This is a genomic window from Arsukibacterium sp. (assembly GCF_018402695.1).
Lineage (GTDB): Bacteria > Pseudomonadota > Gammaproteobacteria > Enterobacterales > Alteromonadaceae > Alishewanella.
Genome location: NZ_JAGYIM010000024.1, coordinates 436,319 through 456,490, shown reverse-complemented (window position 1 = coordinate 456,490; position 20,172 = coordinate 436,319). Strand labels below are relative to the sequence as shown.

Genomic DNA, 20,172 nt, shown 5'->3' with positions numbered 1-20,172 from the left:
AACCTTACTTATTGCTACTAAAACCTAATCTGACGCCGGGATCAGTGAGCCACCGGCTTCAAGTAACGCCGCCATCGACTGCGGCGCCATTGGAAAACCGAAGTAATACCCTTGTCCTTCGTCGCAATTCTCAGCTAGCAGGAACGCATATTGCTCTTGTGTTTCCACACCTTCCGCTATCACCCGTTGATGCAAGCTTTTGCCCATGCTGATGACCGCCTGCACAATGGTGGCATCGTCCGGGTTGGCATTAAGCTGGTTGACAAAACATTTGTCAATCTTCAGGGTATGAATTGGAAACCGCCGCAGATAGTTCAAACTTGAATAGCCGGTGCCAAAGTCATCAATAGACAGCCTGATACCCATGTCCGACAGCGAATGCAGCACGGCATTGGTCGAATCCACATCCCGCATAAGAATGCTTTCGGTCAGTTCTATTTCCAGCAAGTGCGGGTCCAAACCGGTGTTTTTAAGCGTTGCGCGGACATTTTCCAGAAATGCTTCCGAGCGAAATTCAAGTGCGGAGGTGTTAACCGCCACCGTAATGGTAGGCAGCCCTGATTTCTGCCAGGCACCCGCTTGCCGACAGGCTTCGCGCAGCACCCAGCGACCAATTGGCAAGATGAGGCCACAGTCTTCTGCAATGGCCACGAAATGGCCGGGCAGCAGCAAGCCACGCTGCGGGTGCTGCCAGCGAATGAGCGCTTCCACGCCGACAATAGCGCCACTGTGCAGGTCTATTTTAGGCTGGTAGTGCAACACAAATTCGTTTCGTTTTAAGGCTAGGTGCAGGCTGGCCTCGATAGATTGCCGCTCCACTGCCCGCTCAATCATTTCCTGCACAAAAAATCTGTAATTGTTACGCCCGCTTTCCTTGGCGTAAAACATGGCAATGTCCGCATGTTTGAGCAAGGCTTCCGCATCCTCGCCGTCAGCGGGATAAATGGCGATGCCAATACTAAAAGTGATATGAAGATTATGCCCGCCCACGTCATAGGATTGTGCCAACGCGGTCAGGATCTTGTTGGCCGACAGCTTGGCACCATCCGGACCTTCAATGAAGGGCAGCAGCAACACGAATTCATCCCCCCCGTGCCGGCTGACGGTGTCCGAGACACGAATACTGGTCAAGAGCCGCCTTGCTACCGACTGCAGCAATTGATCGCCAACAGCATGTCCCAAGGTGTCGTTGATGTTTTTAAAACGGTCAATATCCATAAACATAACGCCGAGCTGCCGACCTTGCCGATGTGCCGCTTCAATGGCCTGGCTCAGGCGGTCTCTTAGCAAGACGCGATTGGGCAAGTTGGTCAGCATGTCATGATGAGCCAGATGCTCCAGTTCAACTCTGACCTTTTCGATTTGTGCTGTTTGCCCTTGTGCGGCCAGCGTGGCTAACACCAAACGGGTGTTCGCTTCCTGCAGCATGGCGTTATGCTCAGACGACTTCAGCTGCAACTCCAGCTGTGTCAATTGCAGCGCGTCCTCACGCTTGGCGGCAATATCTTCGCGTGAACTGGTTGCTTCTTCCCGGGTCTGGGCAGCGTCTTCGCGCACCAACATCGTATTTTCACGTGCCTCGGAAGCGCTTTCCCGCGCATTCACTGTATTTTCTCGTGCAGCGACCAATTTTTTTCGGCACAGCAAGGCTGCTTCGTCTTCGCTTAGCGAATTTTCCCGCTTTGCACTCTTACCATCCCAAGTGGCAATGGCCCGGCTGGCTGAAATAGGTTTCTTTTCCTGCTGAGTCAGGTCCGACGGTGGCTGCTCACCGGTCTTGGCTGCAGCGCGGCTTTTATTCTTTGTCATATCGGTCGATCCCGGGGCTACCTGTGGTGATGCCTTTGTAATCCGCTAACACTTCGCCGATGACGATGCCTTCATCGGTGATCTCAAATAGTCGGATGTCTTTGCTGTGAGCACTGCTGCGCACCTTTACAACCGAGATGACCCGCTTAAATTGACCGGCGAGTTCAACGTAGCGTTGCATGATGATGGCGTCTGCCAGAAACGCATTGCCAAAGGGACTGAAACGCAAATCGGTGTAGCGGTCTTCCAGTTCCGAGGTCATTAATATGGTGACACGCAAGTCGGTCAGTTCGGCAATCATCCGGTACAGGGATGCACGGAAGTTTTCGCTAAATTCAGGTGCCAGTGCCAGCTCAAATCCTGACAAAGAGTCAATGACTACGCGCTTTGCTTTCATTTTTTGAATCATTTTCAGCATGTCATGCAAGGTCTCGTCAATCGACAAATCCAGCGAGCGGGTGTTGATCACGCCCACTTCTCCCGACTCAACCATCGAATACAGCTTCATATTACCCAACAATTGGCTGGGACTTTTTTCAAAAGCCGCAATAACACCAGACTCCCCACGGCGTACCCCTTCAGCGAGAAACTGGGTCGCCAATATGGATTTGCCACACCCCGATGGCCCTACCACCAGCAACGAGTAACCTACGGGCAAACCGCCGCCCAGCATGTCATCGAGGCCGGGCGTTCCCACCGCCACACGGATCTCTGAGCCGGGAATGTCGGGAGCCACCTTGGTCGATATCGAGCCTTTGACAATAGCCCGGGGGAAAATCCGCACGCCATCATCATCAATCCGAAATGTGTGTAAACCGGACCGTTGCGCCTGGCCACGCATTTTGATCACCTGAATTTTTCGCAACAGTGAATTGCGATGCAAACTCTGTGACAGACAAACAATGCCATCGGCCATGGCAAAGATGGGGCTGGTCTCTGACTCCGGCAATACATATTCGCCGATCAAGAATGAGGTTGCCTGCCAACTGTTCATTTGGATGCCCAGTTGTTGCACAAACTGCGGCAGATCTAAATCACCTTGGGTATGTTCTTTTGCGGAGCGCGCCAGCGAGTGAAACGAATCGACAAAAACAAATTTTGGCGCATAGACTTTGATTTTTTCGGCGATGTACAACAAAACCCGGTCAAAAGCGCCATCCAACAGGTCTGCTGATAGGTTGACGAATTGGATCGACTCCTCAATCTTGCTGATATCAAAAAATGCAAACTGCTGCTGATAACGCAACATCTTCAATGCGGGTTCTCCAAGCACGGTAAAGTACAGTGCTTTGGTATCAGGAGTGGCCAACGAGAACATCATTTGGTGGGCGAGCGTGGTCTTGCCGCTGCCCGGCGGGCCGACAATCAGATTGAACGAAAACTCTGGCAATCCCCCACCCAACAGGTTGTCCAAACCGGGTACGTCTGTGCTTAGGCGGCGTATAGTTGCTTTTTTACTCATTTTTTAACTCCTTTTCGATCAGCAGACGCGTTTTCATTCAAAGCTGATCGAAAAATACGGCTGGTAAGCTGCGCGCCAATGAGAGACTCCAAAATGCCAGTAAAATTGGCCAGTAGCAGGCCGTTTGCTCCACTGGCTAGCACCGAGGTTTGGCTTTCCAGGCTTGCCCTTAAGGCAATAAATCGCTGATCCGCCTCTGGCTGCCATCCGCTGCTTAACAGCCAGGGAAATGTCGACTGGGTAAGGATGACACTGCGTTCGTAAAGTGAATTGAACCCGCCTTCGCCAAGGATTGAAATCATATGGGCCGCTATCAGCTGCCACCGCTCAATCGCGGTATCCACCATTTGTTCTGCATCAGGTTCGGTCAATTCAATGATCAGCTGTCGCAGCGGCAAATCATGTATCTGCATAAAAAGCACCTATGGACCTCGTACATGGCTGGATTAAACCTGTTCGAGTCCAACAGTGTAGTGGCAATAGACTGGCAATTCTGTTCGCTATCGAACACTATCAACCGGAGTGGCCCCTGTCTGGAGTAGTTAAAACAGTTGACGGGTAAAAATATCGGCGAGGTTTAACACAAATACCATTGGCTTATTTTGCACGGCCGCTACAGCTGTGTAGCACGTAAACCGCGCTGTGGCGCCAAAATAAGCGGCTAGAGTCAATTAAAGTTTTTGTGCCTTTCATTTAAACTTTGCAATAAAAAAGCGCAAAAAATTGCGCCTTTTTAAAAGTGAAGTACTTATACAAAACTTTGAGTTAACATCCGCCAATAGTTGCAGATATCGGCGTGCCAGCGCCAGTCTGTGTTTGGGGGGTATAAGTATATGTCGCATCACTGAAGCTGAATGATACATTTTCAGTTAAACGATCTTCGCCACCTGAACCACCTGTCGATAAACTAGTAATCCTTATATTATTGAAATCAATGACAATGTACTCTATCGACTGCCCTGTTGCAGTATTTCTTCTAACCGCCAATTGACCAGTTGCAAACTGTGTTCCTTCAAGTTGGCCCATCAACAAAGCTGGTGAGGATGAATCAACATACTTAGTAATTGATACGTCTTGAATATTACAAGATACGCCGCCCTTACCCTTTGCGTCCGAAGATGCACCCCATGACCAGGCAAGTATGTCGATGTTGTTGGGGCGAAGTGCGTCTTGGGAATCACCTTCTATTCCTTCAATCTTCAGGAACATATCCACAGCCGCTGCAGAACTGAAAGAAATCACACTAAACAGCACCAGTGTTAGGCAGCTGGCGAAACTCGTTATTACTTTTTTCATAGCAGATCCTTTGTGAAAAAGTTATCTTAATATTTTTAAGATAATGTATTGATTGGAGATTATGCTTAATCTCCATTTTTCCAAAACATTATCAGTTGAGAACCTGCTAACTGCCCATACAACGTTATATTTACCAAGTTCTAATATTGAGTATATGCGTTACTTTGCGGTGGTCAAGGTCATAAAAATGCCATGTTGCAACAGCTGTATTATTGAATATTTATCTGAGTTTAAAGCTAAAACTGAATAGAAAATAACAAGTGCGCTTTTATTGCTAAAGCGCACCCGATTATTACGCGACGTGACGTTTAAAAGCTGTAACGCACTGTCATAACGTTCTTATTTTTGTCAGTCAACGTAACCACTACTTTGGCGCCATCCGGAATTTGCACACCTGAAGCTACAAGTTTGCCTGCCCCGGCAGAGCTCAGTGCCGCTGCTGTTTTTTTACCACCAGCCAATATCATGAGCTGGCCGGTTATATCCGTTGTAGCAACTGGCTCACCGTGATCATCAAGGTATAAGCTGACGCTATCCGATGCACGCACCAGCTCAAAGTTAAGATCGTATTTGCTGTGCACCACACCACCATGCTGCGGCTTAGCATCGCTATGGCTAAGTGCTTGAGGAGACAACAACGCCATGGTGCCAACCATTACCAGTATCATTACTAACTGTTTGTTCATACCTTATCTCTCAATTTATAAATGACAAACTTATAGCAGGTGTTGTCGATAAACCTGTTAAAACTATTACATCACCTCGTCTGACGCTTGCTGTAACCATTCCCAGGTTGGTTTTTCACCAAACAACCAATACAACAATGGTGTTAACAAGGTATCCAGCAAAGTTGAGCTAAGCAGCCCGGCAAAAATCACCACCCCTACCGGGTGTAAAATTTCTTTACCCGGCTGATCAGCTGCCCACAGTAACGGCACCAGCGCAAAAGCTGTCACCATCGAAGTCATTAACACCGGTGCTAAACGCTCTTGCGCGCCGCGAGCGACCAATGCCGGACTAAATACTTCAGCTTCATGCCGGCATAAATTCAGATAATGGCTGATTTTTAAAATACCATTGCGCGCTGCAATACCGGTAAGCGTAATAAAACCAACCACCGAGGCCACCGAAAGCGGGGTATTAGTCAGCCACATTGCAACCACAGCACCGGTCAGCGCCATCGGTAAACTACACATTATAATGCCGGCAAAAATCAGCGACTGATAACGGACGTACAGCACCAGAAAAATCAGGCTGAACGACAACACAGACAACAGCACTAATAACTGCATAGCCTGCTCTTGCGCCAGAAACTGACCTTCAATGCTGACAAAACTGTCTTGTGGCAGCTCTGTTTCGCTTACTATGCTCCGCACTGCGGCCAGTAACTCACTGACATCCGCATTCTCGCTGTTGGCATAGATAACAATGCGGCGCTGGCCGTTTTCCCGGTTAACCTGATTGGGACCATCCTGCATCTCTATTTGCGCAACGGCCGACACCGGTATAGTGCCGGCTGGCGCATTTAATAACACCTTTGCCAGCTCACCAGGCGTGCGTCGCTGCTCTGGTAAGCGTAAGATCAGCTCATATCTTTTAATGCCATCAATAATGTCGGTGATATGCGCGCCGTCAGTCAACATTGCCAGTTGCTGCAGTGCTTCGCCGGGTGTCAGGCCATATTGCGCCAATTTAGCCTGATCCAGCCGCACGGTTAGCTGCGGGATTAACACCTGCTTTTCCACTGTCACGTCTACCAGCCCCGGCACCTCAACCAGTTGCTGCCGCAACTGCTCAGCACTTATTCGCAGGCTATCCAAATCATCGCCAAACACTTTAACCGCCAATTGCGCCCTTACCCCGGACAATAAATGGTCCAGCCGGTGCGAAATGGGCTGGCCAATAGCTACCTGGGCCGGCAGAACTGACAGTTTTTGCCGGATTTCGGCCAGTACCTCCTCGCGGGAGCGAGTTGATGCTATTAAATCAACGTCAATTTCAGAAGAATGTACCCCTTCAGCATGTTCATCCAGCTCCGCCCGGCCGGTGCGCCGCCCTACCTGATGCACTTCAGGCACTGCTAATAATAATGACTCTGCGAGCTGCCCCATCTGGTTAGCTTGCGCCAACGAAGTACCAGGTTGAAACAACACGCCCAATACTAAGGAGCCCTCATTAAATGCCGGTAAAAAGGCCCGTGGCAACGCTACCACGGTAATGGCGATGATCAACATTAGCGCCGTGGCTGTGGCAATCAGCCACTTTGCTTTTGGTAATGCCCAGTTAAGCCAACGCCGCTGGGCCCGTTTCAGAATTTTAAGTAAAGCACTGTCACCCTGCTGCAATTGCTTCATTTTCGGCAGTAAGTAGTAACACAGCGCTGGTGTCAGGGTCATTGATACCAGTAAGGATGCCAGAATAGCGACGATGTAGGCGATACCCAGTGGTGAAAACAGCCGGCCTTCAATGCCCGGCAAGGCAAACAGCGGCAGAAACACCAGAATAACAATAGCGGTGGCGTACACTATACCTGAGCGCACCTCGACACTGGCGCGCCAGATCACCTGCAATACCGGCTGAGGTGAGACACTTTGTACATTCTGCTTTAAGCGGCGCAAAATGTTTTCTACATCCACCACCGAATCATCAACCAGTTCACCAATAGCAATGGCTAACCCGCCCAGGGTCATCACGTTAATGGATAACCCCAACCATTGAAATACCAGCATAGTTACCGCTAACGACAGCGGTATAGCCAGCAGTGAAATCAACGTGGTGCGGACAGATAACAGGAAAATAAATAAAATAAGTACCACCATAATGGTACCATCGCGCAATGCTTCAGTAACATTAGCAACAGATGCGGTAATAAAGTCCGCCTGACGGAACAACACCTGTGGTGCGGCTAAACCCGCTGGTAGCGCCGCACTCATTTCGTTAAGTGCGTGCTCTATCGCTTCTGTCAGCTGCACTGTATCGGCACCGGGTTGTTTTTGGACATTGACAATCACCGCCGGCATCGCATTAAAACCACCATCGCCGCGTTTGACCGCAGCGCCGTAGTTAACATCCGCTACCTGCGCCAGCTTTACCGGTAGCCCATCATGCCAGCTGATTGCAAGCTGACGCAGATCGTCCAGGCTTTGGGTTCGGCCAAGATGGCGGATCAAATATTCCCGGTTACCCAAGTCGACAAAGCCACCACCTTTATTGGCAGCAAAATCAGTCAATGCCCGTTGTAACTGCTCAAGGCTTACCCCCAGCTGGCGTAATTTCAGGGTATCCGGCTCGACCCGCAGCTGGCGTACTTCACCACCAATGGCAATAACCTGGGAAACACCGGCCAGAGCAAGTAAACGTGGCCTTAACACAAAATCGGCATACTCTCTGGCCTGCATCGGGGTAGCCCCGCCTTCGGCAGACAAAGGCAACGCCAACAACATAATCTCCCCCATAATAGAGGAAACAGGCCCCATTGTTGGCACTACACTGGGCGGCAATTGCGCACTAGCCAGACTAAGCCGTTCGGCTACCAGCTGGCGATTGCGATAAATGTCGGTATCCCAGTCAAATTCAACATATAAAATGGACAAACCAATACCAGAAGTCGAGCGAATACGGGTTACGCCGGTAACGCCGTTTAACATGTTTTCCAGCGGGAAAGTGACCAGCTGCTCAACCTCTTCAGGCGCCATGCCGCCGGCTTCGGTAAGTACGGTAATCACCGGTTTGTTTAAATCCGGAAACACATCAACCGGCAGCAGCGGGGCTTGCCAGAGGCCATAGCACATCAGCATCAGCGCAGTGGCAATAACAAAAATACGATGCCGTAAACTGGCTCGAACCAACGCAGTAAACATAGTTATGGCTCCCTAACGCACTTGATTAAGTAAGGAAGCGCCCTGCACTACCACGCGATTATCGACCCCGAGCCCCTGCTGGATCAGCACCCGCTCCGGGTCCAGCACCCTATATTGCACTGGCTGCGGCAAAAAGCGCTCTGCCGATAGCTTTATCCACACCACCGCCAGATTGGCGCTATTTCGCACCACTGCCTGCGCCGGTAATACAATGCCTTGCTGTTGTTGCTTTAGCTTTGCTCGCAGTCGCACAGGTTGCTCTAGGATCAGCGGCACGCTAGCGGCGCCGGCAACCATAACAGGCTCAAAATACAGCGGAATTTGGCCTTGTTTTAACCGTGCACCGTGGCCGGCAAAACGCAGGCTGATTTCAGGTGCATGCTCAACAACAGCAGTATCAATATCTGGCAATAAACGGGGATTAGCTGTTGCCGCTTCAATCATCAGTTTTGTCGGGTCAATGATTTCAAACACGGTGGTGCCCGCCTCCAGCCACTGGCCGCGACTGATATTTTCGCTGTGCACGATACCGGACATGGGTGCCAGCAATGCCTCGGGCTTTTCCAAACCCTGCTGTAGCAGTTGTTCTTGTTGCAGTAAGCGTTGCCGTTGGGTTTGCAATTGCTCAAGTTGCTGCTTAGGGGCTAAATCGCCCAGCGCTTCCAGTCGCCGTATATCCCTCAACACTTGCTCAGCATCAGTGCGCAAGGCAATAAGCTCGCTGTTTTGGCTGGCTAGCTCATATGCCGTGTCCTGATAGCGGATATACCCCAGCACTTCACCCGCCTGCACCAGCTGACCAGAAACCGGTAAACCGTTAGGCCCGGAATCCAGCCTGCCGTCACTGCTTGGTTGCACCACAGCCCTACCTGACGGATGATGCCGCACTACAGCGTCCAGTTGCACATACTCTGCTGTGGTACTGCTTTGCGCCATCTGCGTTAAAATGCCGAGCTGACGCTGAGCTGCCATCGGCATTTGCACTGAGCCATCAGTCTGGCGGCCTAAACTATTGCCCTGGCTTGGCGCTGCTTCGGTTAAATGTTCGCCATCAGGTCCGTGTGCACCAGGTGCGGCAACTGCTGGTAAGCTGCTGCCCAGCGTCACGCCGCCAAACATTAATGCGATAGTTAAAATGACTGTTATTTTGTTCATTTGGCAGCTCCGCGACGACCAACCAGCACACCGGCGACAAACAGCAGCGCGCCCACAGGCAAGCTCCACCAGGGAAAGTGACCATGATGATCTTCTGGTCCGTGGCCATCATTGGTTACAGCAGAGCGATCAAGGCTGGCTGTTAGCAAATCAGCATTGTCATCACTTATGATGGTCAGGATAATTTCATGAAGGCCGTGTTGCTGCAAACCAGCCAGTAGCGCGGGGTCGTCAATCACATAGTGATTTTTATTTGCAATGAAGTTGGCGCTGCTGCTCAGACTGGCTGTTTCAAGTTCTATTTGCGCATTAGCCAGCGGGCGGTTGGTTTGATAATCATGCAGATGCAACACCAACGCATGCGGCTGTAGCTCTCCGACTACTTCAAATACGTCACTAAAGGCCTCAAAGCGTGGCAACAGCGATAACTGTTGACTGGTCTCGGTGGTCAGATGCTCACCATCCGGGCCATGTGCGCCGGGTGCGGCATGCAACAGTTGCACATTTAAGGTAAAACCAATAATCAGGTACGGTATCAGCGTACGGATAAATATAGCCAGGCTACGTGGCTTGCGGCAAAGCATTGTCATATGAATTCCAGAGTCTGAAGCACAACCAACAAGTCCCGATACACAAATAGCGGGCTTAACATGTTATGGATGGTATTCTCAGGCTCTGGGCGGGGGTGTTACGCGGTGTAAATAGGGTTCAGGTAAACATTGCAAACAACTAATGTCAGGCGTGGTTCGAACCAGGCTATTTTTTAGCATGTTATGTTGTAATAACGTCGCTGCAGCACCGTTAATATCGTACGCGACATGGTTGCGGGCTTCAGCAGAGAACTCCAGCTCGATTTGTTCAGGATCGTCAGCGTCATGGGTATGCGGTTCCCCTAAAAAATGCAAAGCAGCATGAATGTGGGAGTCATCAGCGTGTGTTTTATCTGGAGATAGCGATGCGCTCAGCGATTGAAAGCTGAGAGTAAAGATCATCAGAAATAACAAAATTTTGTGCAGCATCGGAACCTGTTCTTAAAATTTACTGGCTTAGATTATCACGAAATATGAGTTCAGCTAATATTTTTTAAGAGTGCGATGTTATCGTTATTGAATATTAACTGTGCTTTTTAAACCGTCTGATATGCTAACATCTCTTGCTGTACTGACTTTAAGCCTAAATCAAATAGGAGCGACTATGCGAATGCTACACACCATGCTGCGGGTGGGTAACCTGGAGAAATCAATCGCCTTTTATACCGAAGTACTGGGTATGAAATTGCTGCGCCAGTCAGACAACACCGAGTATAAATATACCCTGGCCTTTGTCGGCTATGGTGATGAAAGCGAACATACTGTGCTGGAACTGACTTATAACTGGGATACCGATAGTTATGATTTGGGCAATGCCTACGGCCATATTGCGCTGGAAGTTGACAATGTATACGAGGCCTGCGACAAAATTCGTGCTAAAGGCGGGGTAATAAGCCGCGAGCCGGGCCCGGTTAAAGGTGGCACCACTGAAATTGCCTTTGTCCGCGACCCGGATAATTACGCCATTGAGCTGATTCAGAAAAAAGCACACTACAATAGCCTGTAACTCACGTAGCCTTTAAACACAACGGAGTAACCATGACCGATATTACTGTGCGCCCGGCCACGCCGGACGACGCCACCACTATTTTGCAATTTATTACCGAGCTGGCGATTTTTGAAAAAGCTGAACACGAAGTGCTAACTTCTGTTGAGCTGATACAGCAAACCCTATTCAGTACTGACGCTAAAGCCCATGCCCTGATTTGTGAAAATGACGGTAAGGCCATTGGTTTTGCGGTGTATTTTTATAATTACTCAACCTGGCAGGGGAAATACGGTTTATATCTGGAAGACTTATATGTTGCACCAGATGCGCGGCGCAGCGGTGCCGGCAAAGCGTTATTTAAAGCCCTGGCCAAAATTGCTGCGGCCAATAACTGCGGTCGCTTTGAATGGAGTGTACTGGATTGGAATACGCCGGCAATTAAGTTTTATCAGGCGCTCGGCGCCCAGGCCAAAACCGAATGGATTGGTTACCGGTTGACTGAACCGCAAATAGTGGCACTGGCAGCGCAGGCAGAGTAAACATCTGGCTTTAGCGTTGCAGCAATTGTTACGGCAACTGCAATTGCTGCGCTTTAGCAAACTGCTCTAACCGGCTGATCATTTGCTCAGAATAAATACCCTGATAAAGTGTCCGCATGCTGCCATCCAGATAACTTTGTTCCAGTACCTGCTGCCAGCGGGCAATACTACTGTCATCGATATCCAGTGAAAAGGCCAGGTATAATTGTACCTGGCTTAACGACTGCAACATCACCAGTCGGTGACCCGCCTGCTGCATTTGTAACTGGCGCTCGGCCAAGCCAGCTTCGTTTAACACCACCAGCTGCACCCGGCCTTTTAGCAGCAAGCTAAAACAATCGCCATGGTTAACCGTCAGGATCAGGTTACGCCCTTCGCTAAAGCCTAATCTTTTTAATGCGTTTACATGCACTGATTGTCGGTACTCACAGGCAAGATATTTGTTGTTTGTCAGCGGGCTGGGGTTGCTGCCTTTAAAAATATCACTGCGACCATACAAGCCAATAGTATGCATTTTTAGCGGCCCCACCCATTTAAAACGCGACTCCCGCTCCGCATTACGCACGGTTTCAAATACACCACTGTTGGCTTGATGCTGCGCCCGCGCAAAGGCCCGCGCCCAGGGCAGTAATTCAATAGTGGCAGGTTGATCCAGCCGGCTTAACAACAGCTCAACAAGCTCTACCGTAGCACCGGAAACCTTGCCCCGGGCATTGAGATATTCACCGGGTGGGCTGTGTTCGGTGTACAAGCGCAAAACAGCTTGCTCGGGGGGTAAGGTTACCGCTAATGCTATACCGCTTTGGAACAATAAAGTTGTGATAACAACGAAACTAAGCACAAACTTCGGCATGCAAACGACTCCGGTTTGGTTTGCCATTAAATGCGTAGCCAATTAATAACATAATTATCCTGCTGCGAAAACTCTCAGGTAGCGCCATTACTCCAGGCGAATAACTACTTTTTCATTTAATGACATGGCCAGATTATTATCATAATACGCCGCTTCATTGATAAACGTCGGGTATACCGTCTGCTCGCCGTCGTAGCATATTTCAGTGCCATCAAATAGCATAAAAATCGGGTCGCCGGGGTGAATGGGCTGATAATCCCGGTCCTGTACATTTTTATGAACCATCCCCAGCCGTTCGCCCCGTTCATTCATTGGCAGTTTTATACTGTGTAAATACCGGAATGCGTCGGTTTCTTTCGGTAACTCAGGTAATTTATCTGTGTTGTACAGCTCGACAAAGTCCAGAATATGCCGGGTCATCCGGTCCATTAGTTCCAGAACATCATGGCGCAAAACAGATTGCGGTTGTGGGCCCACTTCAACCAATACCCCATACCGGCCCAGTGTGCACATCAGGGCATGATCTTCAGCATTAAAGTGATCTTCGTCGCGGGAAATAATCGCCTCTGGCATCACCATTTTGACGTAAGCTGCCAGCTGGTTATAGAAAGGCCCGGCCTGAGTCAGAATTAAACAAGCCCCCATGTTGCTGGTCGTGTTGTGTAAATCAATCAGTAAATCAGTTTTCGCTGCGCCCTTGGGCCCCAGTTCCGCGTTCAGCACTTTAGCACGGCTTTGCTCATAATTGGTCAGCATCGGGTTGGCCAGATCGGTATTCTTAAACTGGCGATTTAAGTCGCTATGTAAGTAACGTTTATTGGCATAATGCGCTTCAGGGTTGGCCCAGACACAGCGACAGTCAAAGCTGGCCCTTTTAACAAGCCCGGGCTTGGCCTGATACTGCTTAACTAAATAGATACCAGAGAACTCATTGCCATGCACCCCACCAACAATGGCTACCTGCTTTATTTTATCCATCGTATCTCCTTAGTCATCCTGTCAGAACTTAGCTACCATTGGCTAAGCTTAGCTTATCATCACTTGGCTATTATGGCGTTAACAGGACGAAAACTGAACTGACCAGGCAGAAATTACAGAATTAATTGAGAACGCATGCAGTAACTCAATGGCGGGCTAACGGTAACAATGAGGGATTGATCAGGCAGCAGGCTTTGCCAGGTCATTAACGTCTCGGGGTTGCTTTACCAGTTCGTTATGCAAAATAGCACTGGCCTGGCAAACGCATTTGCCACACTGACTGCCCACACCCAGGCCGGCTTTCAGTTCACGCATAGTACAGGCTCCATTGGCAATATGTTGCTTAATGGCTTTATCTGACACTGCTTTGCATAAACATACGTACATGGCGCTGCCCTTTTCTAACAAGACAGCGCCATATTAATCTAACTGCGAATTGTTATCAATACCATTCTATCAACTTTGCTTAGCGGAACAGCACTTTTTCCTGTTGGAACCAGTGCACACAAAACGCAATCAGCGCCGCGGCCAGGGCGGTGGTTGAAGCAAATATCAGGGCAAGTAAGCCATAATCGGCGGTACCTTTTAGCAGCTCTTTAATCGCCAGCGCGATATTAGTCAACGGAATAAGTGCTGTGGTAACATCCAGCTCCATCCCCGGCGCCATTGCTATCATCAGTGGCACTATTACTAATATGGTCAGCGGACTCATATAATTCTGTGCCTCTTTAAAGGTACGGGCATATATTGATATGGCCAGCAGTAATGCAGCAAAAATCGCGGCGGTTGGTAACAATAACGAGAACATCAGCATCAAATCAATCACAGTTATGCTGGCCAGCGCCTCAGAGACCTTAGATAAATCAGCAAAGGCACTAATAATTGCCCCCCACACCCCGAGACTGACCACGGTTATCAGCGCTGTCATCAGTGCGGTCGTCAGCACTGTTAAAAACTTACCCAGGACAATGGCTGTGCGACTGACCGGGCAGATTAGCAGGGTCTCCAGGGTACCGCGCTCTTTTTCACCTGCCCCCATATCGACTGCCGGATACATGGCACCACTTAAACACAGTAATACCAGAGCATAGGCTAAAATAGCGCCCATACTTTCACCAATATTTTCCCGTTGCTCGGCAGTATTTACCCGGGTCAGCTCAACCGGTTTGATAATCGCGGTTAAGTTTGCAGGGTCAACGCCCAGTTGACTCAGGGTATTGCGTTGTAACTCCTCGGTATAGGTTGCCAGCATTTCGTCGAAATAGTTGTACATAAAGTCCAGTTGCGACGACCGGTTATAGATTAACTGCCACTCGGTTTGCTGCACAGCGGCCTTGCGACTGGCAAAATCTGCTGGGATCACTAACGCCACATCAAACTCTTCATTGCGGATAGCGGCAACCAGTTCCTGCTCGGAGCTTAGTGTGGTCTCAACCTTTTTAAAGTTTTTATGATAAAACAGTGCTTCAGCAAACTCCGGGGCCTGCTGTTCGTTAATAATGACATAGCGGTGCTGCTCTTCCATTGCTTTACTGGTGGTTGTGGCCATTACCAAGCCAACAATGCCAAACAGCACAGGGAAAATAAGAATGGGCAATAAAATCACAAAAATCAGGGTTTTTTTATCGCGTAGTAATTCCGTTAATTCTTTAAAGTAAACCTGCCACATATTAGGCTGCTCCCTGCTGTACGTGTTGAGCAATAACGGCTAAAAAAGCCTGCCGTAGATCGCCATCTGGTGTCAGTTGTTTAAATTCCGCGAGGCTGCCGAAAAAGCTGCTGATCCCTTTATCGATTACCACCACTTTGTCACATAAGGCTCCCACTTCATCCAGATGGTGGGTCGAGAAAATGACCGGGGTACCTTGATCTTTTAAGGATTTAATAAAATCCAGCACGGTTTGTACCGTCATAATGTCCAGACCAGTGGTTGGTTCATCCAGAATAACCACTTTGGGTGAATGCACCACAGCGCGGGCGATAGCGGTTTTCTGCTTCATCCCGGTCGACATAGCGTCCACCCGCCGGTTAGCAAAATTATGCATATCCAGCAGGGTAAAAAGCTGTTCAATCCGGGTTTTTATTGTGGCTTCTTTCATGCCGTGCAATCTGGCGAAATAAGCAATGTTTTCAAATGCCGTTAACTTGCCATACAGGCCGGTGTCAGCGGATAAAAAACCAATTTCTTTGCGGGCCTGAATCGGCTTTTGCAAAACATCAATGCCATTTATAAATACCGAGCCACTGTCTTGCTTTAGTGCAGTCGACAACATGCGCAAGGTGGTGGTTTTGCCGGCACCGTTCGGGCCCAGCAAGCCTAATACTTCGCCATCGCCACAGGTAAAACTGACATCGCGCACCGAATGAAAGGCTTTGTCGCTATAGCGTACATCCTGCTTTTCAGTGTCTGATAATTTATTGCTTTTGCTAATGGCAAAAGCTTTCGCTAACCCTTTTATTTCAATCATGTAAGCTTCCTAATCGTTGCTTGATTTCTTTGTTGTTAACGGTCGGAAATACGCCGTGTTCTGATAAAAGCCAGCGTGCTGATTGTCAAACCACCAGCCGGGTACCCCTAACAATGGCAGCGGCGTCAGTTGCTGATTATCAAGAAGTAGCGTGCCGTTAGCAAATTGTTGCTTAAGTTTTTCGTCTAAAAAACTGTAAGCATCTGTTAAAGCCCAGTGGCTAAAGCCTGCTGGCACATCTAGAAACAAGCACTTGGCGGTTAACCCCAGAAAGGGTCTGGTAGCCATTTCATAAATAGCATGACCAAAAATTACCGGTTTAACCCCCTGCCACCAGTCGTCGCGCCGGGCAACAAAGCTTTGTTGCCACTGGTGAGTATGCAGTAAATCAGCATGCTGTCGCAGTGCCGGTTCCAGGCAAATCAGCACGCCACACTCATCGAACAAGGTCAGCTTATTACGCAGCTTACTGCGCTGCTGCAGACCATGTTCGGCGATTTCTGTCATATGCAGCTGATTTAGTAAGGTTTTGCATTGTGGAAACAGCCCCCAGATACAGCCACCAAAAAAGTCGTGCCAGTTATTTAGCCGGGTGGGTACCTGACCGGTATCAAATATGAATTGTTCGTAATAACGACCATCCCGCTCGAGCACCTCGTTCGCCACCAGTTGCACCGGGCTATGCTGCAACCACTGGTTTAATCGTGCCAGACCTGGCCAGTCGCAGTAACCGGCCAGCGGATAACGTCTGGCTAAATCGGCAAAAATGGGGTTTTGCAGTAATAATTGGCTTGACCAGTGCCCAGGGGCGACAAATCGGCTTTTGGTATTTTTATTACTCATCGTCTGCTGTTGTCATCCTGTCTGACTTGTTTCAGTGTCAGTTACCTTTAATTAGTTGGCAAAACCGGCAAAAAGCGCTTGCATTTTTGCCATGGCATGGCACATTCAGGGGGTACGTTTAGACGTACATACTGCCAAAAATACCCTTCGTCTTTCAATTTGCACGGGTGTTGGCTGCGCCAGTTTCTCCCTATCACTTAGTACAGCTAAGCTCAAGGGGATAAATTGCCTTGCCGCCTACGTGCAAGCCGAAATCCTTTGGGTATAAATGTGTTTATTCGAAATTAATTAATAGAGGTTATCATGTGTTCGATATTTGGGGTGCTTGACATCAGTGCTGATGTTAAAGCGTTGCGCCAGCAGGCGCTGCAGTTATCTAAGTTATTACGTCATCGCGGTCCTGACTGGTCAGGCATCTGGAATGACGACAATGCCATTCTGGTGCACGAGCGTCTGGCCATTGTAGATACTGAAAATGGAGCCCAACCTCTTATTAATGATAATCGAAATCACATTCTGGCAGTGAATGGCGAGATCTACAATCATAAGCAACTCGAACAGGGGCTCGCAACGCCCTACCCGTTTAAAACCAAGTCAGACTGTGAAGTTATTCTGCCGCTGTATTTAGAACATGGCGCCGACTTTATTGACCAGTTACATGGTATGTTTGCCTTTATTTTGTACGACGCCGAGCAAAGCCGTTATCTTATCGCGCGGGATCATATCGGCATTATTCCGCTGTACTATGGCTATGACGAAAACGGCCAGTTGTTTGTGGCGTCAGAGTTAAAAGCTCTGGTACCGGTGTGTAAGCAAATTAAAGAATTCCCGCCCGGCCATTACTTTGACAGCAAAATTGGTGAGCTGCGCAGCTATTATAAGCGCGACTGGCAAAGTTATGATGCGGTAAAAGACAACCCGGCCAGTGAAGCTGAATTAAAAGCAGCACTGGAACACAGCGTAAAAACCCACCTGATGTCAGACGTACCTTACGGTGTGCTGTTATCAGGCGGTCTGGATTCCTCGCTTATTTCGGCCATTGCCCAGCAATATGCCAAGCGCCGGGTAGAAGACGATGACCAGTCTGAAGCCTGGTGGCCACGGCTGCACTCGTTTGCGGTAGGCTTGCCTGGCTCACCCGATTTAGTCGCCGCCCAGAAAGTAGCCGATGCCATTGGTACTGTCCATCACACCGTGCACTTTACCGTGCAGGAAGCGTTGGATGCGCTGCGTGATGTCATCTACTTTCTGGAAACTTATGATGTCACCACTATTCGTGCGTCGACTCCGATGTATCTGATGGCCCGTAAAATTAAAGCCATGGGTATTAAAATGGTGTTATCAGGTGAAGGCTCTGACGAAATTTTTGGCGGCTACCTGTATTTTCACAAAGCCCCCAATGCCAAAGAGTTTCATGAAGAAACCTTACGTAAACTTGACCGTCTGCATATGTTCGACTGTAACCGCGCGAACAAAGCCATGTCAGCCTGGGGTATTGAAGCCCGGGTGCCGTTCCTTGATAAAGAGTTTATGGACGTGGCGATGCGCTTAAACCCACAAGCCAAAATGTGCGGTGGCGGCAAAATGGAAAAGCATATTCTGCGCCAGGCCTTTGATGGCTTATTGCCCAACGAAATATTGTGGCGTCAGAAAGAGCAATTCTCGGATGGTGTCGGCTACAACTGGATTGACAGTTTAAAAGCGCATGCCGCCAAAGAAGTCAGTGATCAGCAAATGGCCACTGCCAGCTTCCGCTTCCCGGTTAACACGCCGGACAGCAAAGAAGCCTACTATTACCGGGTAATTTTTGAGGAGCATTTCCCGCACGCCGGCGCCATCAGTTGCGTACCGGGTGGAAAATCGGTTGCTTGCTCTACCCCGGAAGCGTTAGCCTGGGATGCCAAAATGGCGGAAATGACCGACCCATCGGGCCGGGCCGTGCGTGACGTCCACTCGCAAGGCTATTAAACTTAAGCAATATTGAGGCCGCCGCAGGGTGGCCTTTTTTATTTGTAGTATTTATATTTGCAGCAGTTTATTTTCGGGCCGCCGATTTACTGGCACAATAACCGGTAAATCATTTTGCCTAATGCGTGAGCGCGCACCAAAAACAGGCCGCGTTGCCAGGGACAGACACCATGCACTTTTCAGCTTCACATTTTGCCAGCCGTTTCGCCTTACTCACTATTAGCTTTAACCTGATGGCTGCCGAGCCGCTGCATCTGCGCGGCCAGTGGCTAACGGACTCTGACAGACAACAGCTGATTGACCCACAAAGCTCTGGCTTAACCCTGCGTCATGGTGAACTTATTCATATTGGTGACAACAGTGCCGCCCTACCGATGCGCAATGTGCTGCTGAAAATTAACCCGGCAACCGGCCAGCAGATAGGTGCAGCGGTTAAACTAACGGTAGCTGAAGCCCTGACAAAAGGCTGTTTTGCCGGCTTGCTAGCCAGCTACCCGGACTGGGAGTCATTAACCTGGGACCGCCAGGACGATACCACCCTGATAACGGTTACCGAAGACTCCTCTGCCCACGAACTTAGCCCAGAGTGTGCCAGCCGTTATGCGGCTACCCACTCAACACCCTATCCGACCCTGTTGGTTAAAATTAAAACAGATAAGGCGCTGAGCCGGGCAGAAATTGTCGCCGTGCGACCGGTTCAATTTCCAAAAGCCTCGCAAGTAGGCAATTATAGCAATGACGGGATTGAAGGCCTGGCCATCGATAACAGCGGCAATCTGTATCTGGCGTTGGAAAAAAACCAGGCCAATGCACCGATGATTTTTGTCACGCCCTATTCTGCTACCTTTTGGCAAAGTGACGAGTTTGTACAGGTCGCTGACACTGGCTTTGCACTGCCACTGCCCGATGCCAATAACCATCCGCTTAATGGCCTGGATTATCTGTCGCACCCGGACGCCAGCCATCCGGGTTATTTAGTTGGCGCAGCGCGCAATGATGATCAGCTGTGGATAATTGATATCAGCCAGCAGCAGCAACCTTTTGTGCAACAACTGCATTTTTATGCCCCGACGTATCAACGCGGAGCAACGGCTGATTGTCCGGCCTACGAGAAACTGGCTAATACCTCGATTGAAGGGGTTGCTGTCGCCGCTAACCAGCTGTATCTGGTAAATGATCCGTGGCAAAGCCAGTATCCTAAAAATATTCAGTGTGCGGCCAATGCCTCGCATTTTAAACAGTTTTCTCCGCTGTTATTTCAGCTGAATATTGACCCACGCTGGTTTATCCAGCGTTAGCAGTCGGCGCTAGGCGGTCACGCCGGCTTCTGCTATGATTACCGGCTGACAGCCGTCTGCTGCAG

The 20,172-nt window shown here is 49.4% G+C and carries 19 protein-coding genes; 4 read left to right on the top strand and 15 right to left on the bottom strand.

All coding sequences use genetic code 11. The features are described from left to right. Positions 1 to 24: 24 nt before the first annotated feature. From KG631_RS17935 to KG631_RS17895, 9 genes are all read right to left on the bottom strand, one after another. Positions 25 to 1,809 (bottom strand): EAL domain-containing protein, encoded by a 1,785-nt coding sequence (locus KG631_RS17935; protein ID WP_214001002.1) that lies wholly within the window; start codon positions 1,807 to 1,809, stop codon positions 25 to 27. Continuing rightward, positions 1,796 to 3,271, bottom strand: a complete 1,476-nt coding sequence (locus KG631_RS17930; protein ID WP_214001001.1) for an ATPase domain-containing protein — start codon at positions 3,269 to 3,271, stop codon at positions 1,796 to 1,798. Before KG631_RS17930 ends, KG631_RS17935 begins: the two co-directional genes overlap by 14 nt. Then, the gene (locus KG631_RS17925) at positions 3,268 to 3,684 is read right to left on the bottom strand and encodes a hypothetical protein (RefSeq protein WP_214001000.1); all 417 of its coding nucleotides are present in this window, start codon (positions 3,682 to 3,684) and stop codon (positions 3,268 to 3,270) included. Before KG631_RS17925 ends, KG631_RS17930 begins: the two co-directional genes overlap by 4 nt. A gap of 352 nt (positions 3,685 to 4,036) precedes the next feature. Continuing rightward, entirely contained in the window at positions 4,037 to 4,567 is a 531-nt protein-coding gene (locus KG631_RS17920) for a type VI secretion system tube protein Hcp (protein WP_214000999.1), read from the bottom strand. A 308-nt stretch (positions 4,568 to 4,875) separates the two neighbouring features. Continuing rightward, entirely contained in the window at positions 4,876 to 5,253 is a 378-nt protein-coding gene (locus KG631_RS17915) for a hypothetical protein (protein WP_214000998.1), read from the bottom strand. Between the two features lie 66 nt (positions 5,254 to 5,319). Continuing rightward, entirely contained in the window at positions 5,320 to 8,427 is a 3,108-nt protein-coding gene (locus KG631_RS17910; protein ID WP_214000997.1) for an efflux RND transporter permease subunit, read from the bottom strand. 12 nt (positions 8,428 to 8,439) lie between these two features. After that, positions 8,440 to 9,582: an HlyD family efflux transporter periplasmic adaptor subunit gene (locus KG631_RS17905; RefSeq protein ID WP_214000996.1), complete on the bottom strand. Its 1,143-nt coding sequence runs from the start codon at positions 9,580 to 9,582 to the stop codon at positions 8,440 to 8,442. Next, positions 9,579 to 10,172, bottom strand: coding sequence for a hypothetical protein (locus tag KG631_RS17900; protein WP_301003980.1), 594 nt, complete (start codon positions 10,170 to 10,172; stop codon positions 9,579 to 9,581). The genes KG631_RS17905 and KG631_RS17900 overlap by 4 nt, the downstream gene beginning before the upstream one ends. A 78-nt stretch (positions 10,173 to 10,250) precedes the next feature. Then, on the bottom strand, positions 10,251 to 10,601 hold the full coding sequence (locus tag KG631_RS17895; RefSeq protein ID WP_214000995.1) for a hypothetical protein: 351 nt from the start codon (positions 10,599 to 10,601) through the stop codon (positions 10,251 to 10,253). A gap of 175 nt (positions 10,602 to 10,776) precedes the next feature. Here KG631_RS17895 and gloA point away from each other — a divergent pair, with 175 nt between their 5' ends. Both gloA and KG631_RS17885 read left to right on the top strand, forming a co-directional pair. Then, complete coding sequence (gene gloA / locus KG631_RS17890; protein WP_214000994.1) at positions 10,777 to 11,178, top strand: lactoylglutathione lyase; 402 nt, start codon at positions 10,777 to 10,779, stop codon at positions 11,176 to 11,178. 32 nt (positions 11,179 to 11,210) lie between these two features. Then, positions 11,211 to 11,699, top strand: coding sequence for a GNAT family N-acetyltransferase (locus tag KG631_RS17885; protein ID WP_214000993.1), 489 nt, complete (start codon positions 11,211 to 11,213; stop codon positions 11,697 to 11,699). Positions 11,700 to 11,727: 28 nt separating this feature from the next. On the opposite strand, the gene KG631_RS17880 is transcribed toward KG631_RS17885, so the two are convergent. The 6 genes from KG631_RS17880 to KG631_RS17855 all read right to left on the bottom strand — a co-directional run bounded on the left by KG631_RS17880 (position 11,728) and on the right by KG631_RS17855 (position 16,841). Next, a complete protein-coding gene (locus tag KG631_RS17880; RefSeq protein WP_214000992.1) occupies positions 11,728 to 12,552 on the bottom strand; it encodes a transporter substrate-binding domain-containing protein in 825 nt (274 codons plus the stop codon). A gap of 87 nt (positions 12,553 to 12,639) precedes the next feature. Next, complete coding sequence (locus tag KG631_RS17875; protein ID WP_214000991.1) at positions 12,640 to 13,530, bottom strand: aspartoacylase; 891 nt, start codon at positions 13,528 to 13,530, stop codon at positions 12,640 to 12,642. A gap of 180 nt (positions 13,531 to 13,710) precedes the next feature. Continuing rightward, positions 13,711 to 13,917: a bacterioferritin-associated ferredoxin gene (locus KG631_RS17870; protein ID WP_214000990.1), complete on the bottom strand. Its 207-nt coding sequence runs from the start codon at positions 13,915 to 13,917 to the stop codon at positions 13,711 to 13,713. A 79-nt stretch (positions 13,918 to 13,996) separates the two neighbouring features. Then, positions 13,997 to 15,199 (bottom strand): ABC transporter permease, encoded by a 1,203-nt coding sequence (locus KG631_RS17865; RefSeq protein WP_214000989.1) that lies wholly within the window; start codon positions 15,197 to 15,199, stop codon positions 13,997 to 13,999. A gap of 1 nt (position 15,200) precedes the next feature. Next, on the bottom strand, positions 15,201 to 15,998 hold the full coding sequence (locus KG631_RS17860) for an ATP-binding cassette domain-containing protein (RefSeq protein ID WP_214000988.1): 798 nt from the start codon (positions 15,996 to 15,998) through the stop codon (positions 15,201 to 15,203). A 9-nt stretch (positions 15,999 to 16,007) separates the two neighbouring features. Beyond that, on the bottom strand, positions 16,008 to 16,841 hold the full coding sequence (locus KG631_RS17855; RefSeq protein WP_214000987.1) for a DUF3025 domain-containing protein: 834 nt from the start codon (positions 16,839 to 16,841) through the stop codon (positions 16,008 to 16,010). Positions 16,842 to 17,144: 303 nt separating this feature from the next. Here KG631_RS17855 and asnB point away from each other — a divergent pair, with 303 nt between their 5' ends. Continuing rightward, positions 17,145 to 18,809 (top strand): asparagine synthase B, encoded by a 1,665-nt coding sequence (asnB, locus tag KG631_RS17850; protein ID WP_214000986.1) that lies wholly within the window; start codon positions 17,145 to 17,147, stop codon positions 18,807 to 18,809. 170 nt (positions 18,810 to 18,979) lie between these two features. Next, complete coding sequence (locus KG631_RS17845; RefSeq protein WP_214000985.1) at positions 18,980 to 20,107, top strand: hypothetical protein; 1,128 nt, start codon at positions 18,980 to 18,982, stop codon at positions 20,105 to 20,107. Positions 20,108 to 20,172 lie beyond the last annotated feature (65 nt).